Origin of the sequence: Spirillospora sp. NPDC049652 (genome assembly GCF_040675125.1) — a bacterium.
Lineage (GTDB): Bacteria > Actinomycetota > Actinomycetes > Streptosporangiales > Streptosporangiaceae > Spirillospora.
Genome location: NZ_JBFAOF010000595.1, coordinates 1 through 4,548 on the forward strand (window position 1 = coordinate 1; position 4,548 = coordinate 4,548).

Below are 4,548 nucleotides of genomic sequence, written 5' to 3' on the forward strand. Positions count from 1 at the left end.
CGGTAGTTAAGCCCCTCAGCGCCGATGGTACTGCATGGGAGACTGTGTGGGAGAGTAGGACGCCGCCGGACTTATATTGGGTAGGGCCCGCCACAGTGTGGCGGGCCCTACTTCTATTTCGCGAGGCAAAAACCCCGCCACGAATGTGGCGGGGTTTTTTTATTTATGCGGATGAGTCTTGTAGGTGCTGCGCTACGGGGCGCTCTCTGATCTGGGATCGGTGGGAATCGGGAGCCTCAGGGACCCCGCGGGGAGGGGATCGGGCCGGGCGATGAGTTGGCGGGTGGCGGCGAGTCTCACTCTTGGAAGTGGAAGCCGGTGTTCCTGGGAGGAACGGATATGGACGACGACTTCGCGCCGCAGACCGCGTCCGGGAAGGTGCTCTGGCACTTCGCGATGTCGCTGGACGGCTTCGTGGCGGGGCCGGAGCACGACATGGGATGGATGACGGGGGCGACCGTCCGGCCAGGGCTGCATGAGGAGTACATCCGGACGACCGGTGCCATTCTGGGGGGACGGGACGGGTGGGACGTGGCCATCGGAGCGGACCGTCCTTACGGTGGTGCCTGGAAGGGGCCGATCTTCGTGCTGACGCACCATCCCGAGGATGCGGAACCCGCCGAGGACGTGACGTTTCTGAGCTGCGACGTGGCGGATGCGGCTCGGATCGCCCTGGAGGCGGCCGGTGGGAAGAACCTCGAAGTGTTCTCGGCGTCCATCGGGCGGCAGCTGATCGAGCGGGGGCTGATCGATGAGATCGACCTGCATGTGCTGCCGGTGTTGCTGGGCGATGGGATACGGCTGTTCGACCGGCCGGGAGGCGGGGTGCCGGTCCGGCTTCACCGGGTGGGAGGGGACGGGCCCACGGCGGCGGTCAACCTTCGGTTCCGTCCGGAGGGGACGTCGGCCGGTGCGTGAGGGCGGAGATCCGGTAGAGGACGTGCCGGCGTAGCGGGTGCCCTTCGGGAAGGGACGGGTGGTCGAAGTCCTCGGCCGGGTCCCGGGTCATGCCGATGCGGCGCATGACGGCGCGGGAGCGGGCGTTCTCGACGGCGGTGAACGAGACGACCTCCGCGAGGCCGAGGTCGTCGAAGGCGAAGTCGAGGGAACGGCGTGCGGCCTCGGCGGCGTAGCCCTGGCCCCAGCTCTTGCGGGACAGCCGCCAGCCGATCTCGACGGCGGGGGTGAAGTGGGCGTCGAAGCGGGGGACGGACAGGCCGGTGAAGCCGATGAACCGTCCGGTGTCGGCGACCTCCACGGCCCAGAAGCCGAAGCCGCGTTCTTCGATCGCGGCGTTCAGCCGGTCGAGCAGGTCGTCGCTCTCCGCGCGGGTGAGGCGAGCGGGGAAGTGCCTCATGACATCGGGGTCGGCGTTGAGCGCGGCGAAGGGGGCGCGGTCGTCCTCGCGCCAGGCGCGCAGGATGAGCCGTTCGGAGCGGAGCGGGGAGAAGGCGGCGGTCATAGCGTCCGACCGTACCGATACGGAGGCCGGCGGGTGCCGCTGTCACCCGCCGGCCTCCGGGCCCGCTACTGGTCGACCAGCCAGTGGTCATTGGCTCCGGCACGGATGAACTTCAGTGTCGGGCAGAGGTAGTCGGACGGGTCGGGGACGGCGACCGGCTCCCAGGGGGAGTCGGACGGGCTCGCCGGCGACCAGGCGCCGCTGCGGCGGAGCTTGATCGAGCTGCTTTCGAAGACGACGTTCCTGGCGTCCGTGCAGTAGTAGGCGTTGCCGGTCGCGGGGTTGCGGCTGGCGTAGATCTCGAAGATGTCCCAGCCGTAGGAGAGGCCGCTGGTGTCGCGGCCGGACTTGCTATAGAAGGAGTTCCAGGCGCCGGTGGCGTAGTTGTACAGGTAGGCCGTCCAGGCGTTGGTGGTGGCGTTCGTCCGGACGAGCTGGACGGTGTAGGCGGCGTGGCCGTTGACCGTGGTCGTGTAGGTCCGCTGGAACGAGGCGTCCATGGGGAGCTCGACGGTGGGGCCGTTGCCGCCGCACCAGTCCCAGGCCCACAGCTCGTTCCCGACGGCCTGCGAGTAGACCGTCGTGACCTCCATGCAGGACGAGGCGGCCTTGGTGGTCGGGGCGTAGGTGAAGTCGTCGCTGTAGGAGACCCGGTAGGACGGGTCGACGCTGTGCGTGGCCATGAGGCCGTCGTGGGTCCGGGCGGCGGGCTCGATGCCCCAGAACTCGTGCACCTGCTCGCGGAGCGCGGGGCTCGTGGTCGGGGCGGCGGCGCGGCCGAGGCGGGCGTCGTGCAGTTCGCGGAAGGCGCGGGCGGCCTTCGCCGTACCGGCGTCGCGGGGGACGGGGCGGGAGTGGGCCACGCGTCCGGTCTTGGGCGCGTCCGGGTCGGGTGACGCGGCCGGGCGGGACGACGTGGCGGAGTCGGCCGGTGCCGCGGGGCGGGGAGGTGCGGCCGTGGCGGGGACGGCGGTGAGGGTGGTGAGGAGGACGGTCGGGAGCACGCACGCGAGCAGGGTTCGTCGCTGCATCACTCGACTCCTTGGGGAGGCGGGGGACGGAGTTCGGCATGCGCGCGCGAGCCGTGCGGCGGGGGCCTGGGGAGCTTGATCGCCCCTGCCGCCGCCCATACTGTGCGATCACCTGGAAGGCCTGTCAATGCCGTTTTCAGGGATTTTTCAGGCAAAGCAGAAACGGCATGTCAGAGCGGGATGAATGTCCTACCGTGGCCAGCCGTGGCGGCGGGCCGCGCCGGGGGTGTGGCCGAAGGTCCGGCGGTAGGCGTCGATGAACGCGCTCGCCGACGACCAGCCGCAGCGGTGCGCGACGGCGGTCACCGGCACGCCCTCGGCGAGCAGGATCAGGGCGTGGTGCAGGCGCACGGCGGCGCGCCAGCGCGGGAAGCCCATGCCCAGCTCGCGGGCGAACAGCCGGGACAGCGTCCGCTCCCCGGCTCCGACGCGCGCGCCCAGCTCGGCGAGCCCGGACTGCTCGGACGGGTCGTCCAGCAGGATGCGGCACACGGCGGCGAGCCTCGGGTCGCGCGCGGCGGGCACGTGCTGCCCGGCGAGGAGCGGGGCGCGGCGCAGCCGGTCCAGCAGGACGGCCAGCAGGCGCGCCCGTTCCGGGCCGCCGTCGTCCGGCTCGGCCGTGAGCGCCAGGACGAGTTCGCGCAGCAGCGGATCGACGGCGACGACGGCGGGCGCGGGGAGGCGGCCGAGCGGGTCGTCCGAAGGCGGGATCCCGACGAGGCGCAGGTCCGCGGCGCCGAAGGCGCGGTGCTCGTGGACGACCCCGGCGGGCACCCACAGGCCGCGGCCGGGGAACGCGAGCCAGACGCCGGCGTCGGTCGTCACCGTGACGACGCCCGAGCGGGCGTAGATCAGCTGCGGGTTGTCGTGCCGGTGCGCGCTCGCGCCCGCGCCCCGGCTGAGCGGCCGGCTCCCGGTCGGCGCCGTCGGCAGGTGGCGCGTCGCGGGGACGGGCTCGGGGGACATCGGCGGCTCCGGGGGGCGGCGGGGAGCGGTGGCGGGTTCGCGATACAGAATGGCGAGATGTCGGAAGCGCGACAAGCCGGGCGGCGGCGACGCTGGCGGGTATGAAGCGTTCGGTCCTGCTGCTGTCCGCCGGGCACTCCTGCGTGGACGTCTACCAGGGGGCGGTGCCCGCACTGGTCCCGTTCCTGGTCGCGCAACGGCACTACAGCTACGCGGCGGCGTCGGCGGTGGTGCTGGCGGCGACGCTGCTGTCCTCGGTCGTCCAGCCGGTGTTCGGGCTGCTCACCGACCGGTGGCGGATGCCGTGGCTGATCCCGGCGGCGATGCTGCTCGCCGGGTTCGGCATCGCCGCCGCCGGGACGCCGGGGAACCGCGTGGTCGTCTGGTCGCTCGTCGCGCTGTCCGGGCTCGGGGTGGCGGCGTACCACCCGGCGTCCGCGCGGCTCGCGCGGGCCGTCACGCGCGGCGACCACACGGCGATGAGCTGGTTCTCGCTGGGCGGCAACGTCGGGTTCGCGGCGGCTCCGCTGCTGGTCACGCCGCTGCTCGCGGCGGGCGGGCTCGGCGCGACGCCGTGGCTGGCCGTCCCGGCCGTGGCGGGCGCGCTGATGACCGTGCTGGTGACGCGGACGCCGGTGCCCGCGCGCGGCGCGTCCGGGGCGTCCCGGGGACGGGACGACTGGGGCATGTTCGCGCGGCTGTCGCTGGTCGTGACGTTCCGGTCGGTGGCGTTCTTCGGCGTGAGCACGCTGCTCGCGGTGGTCGCGAAGCAGCGGATGGACGGCGGCTCGGCGGCCGGGGCGGCGGCGCTGTTCCTGCTGTTCGGCGGGGGCGCGGTGGGGACCGTCCTCGGCGGGCGGCTGGCCGGGCGGTTCGGCCGCGTCCGGTGCGCGCGGGCAGCGTACGCGTGCGCCGTGCCGTCCATCGCGGGTGTCGCGTTCCTGCCGGGCCCGCTGGTGCTCCTCGGCGTCGCGGCGACGGCGGCCAGCCTGTTCGTGCCGTTCTCGCTCCAGGTCACGCTCGGCCAGGACTACCTGCCCGGACGCGTCGGAACGGCGGGCGGCGTCACCCTCGGCCTCGCGGTCAGCG

At 72.9% G+C, this 4,548-nt stretch carries 5 protein-coding genes and 1 rRNA gene; 3 read left to right on the plus strand and 3 right to left on the minus strand.

The window, feature by feature from the left end; genetic code table 11:
• Together rrf and AB0J52_RS28640 are read left to right on the plus strand one after the other, a co-directional pair.
• A 5S ribosomal RNA gene (gene rrf / locus AB0J52_RS28635) occupies positions 1-71 on the plus strand; the annotation flags it as partial.
• 205 nt (positions 72-276) lie between these two features.
• Positions 277-918, plus strand: coding sequence for a dihydrofolate reductase family protein (locus AB0J52_RS28640; protein WP_500185598.1), 642 nt, complete (start codon positions 277-279; stop codon positions 916-918).
• On the opposite strand, the gene AB0J52_RS28645 is transcribed toward AB0J52_RS28640, so the two are convergent.
• The 3 genes from AB0J52_RS28645 to AB0J52_RS28655 all read right to left on the minus strand — a co-directional run bounded on the left by AB0J52_RS28645 (position 875) and on the right by AB0J52_RS28655 (position 3,459).
• A complete protein-coding gene (locus AB0J52_RS28645) occupies positions 875-1,462 on the minus strand; it encodes a GNAT family N-acetyltransferase (RefSeq protein ID WP_500185599.1) in 588 nt (195 codons plus the stop codon). The genes AB0J52_RS28640 and AB0J52_RS28645 overlap by 44 nt on opposite strands.
• Before the next feature lie 65 nt (positions 1,463-1,527).
• A complete protein-coding gene (locus AB0J52_RS28650; RefSeq protein WP_500185600.1) occupies positions 1,528-2,493 on the minus strand; it encodes a hypothetical protein in 966 nt (321 codons plus the stop codon).
• Between the two features lie 189 nt (positions 2,494-2,682).
• Positions 2,683-3,459, minus strand: coding sequence for a helix-turn-helix transcriptional regulator (locus AB0J52_RS28655; protein ID WP_500185601.1), 777 nt, complete (start codon positions 3,457-3,459; stop codon positions 2,683-2,685).
• A gap of 101 nt (positions 3,460-3,560) precedes the next feature.
• On the opposite strand from AB0J52_RS28655, the gene AB0J52_RS28660 reads away from it, so the two are divergent.
• Positions 3,561-4,548 (plus strand): MFS transporter (locus tag AB0J52_RS28660; RefSeq protein ID WP_500185602.1); only part of this gene is annotated, 988 nt, incomplete at its 3' end.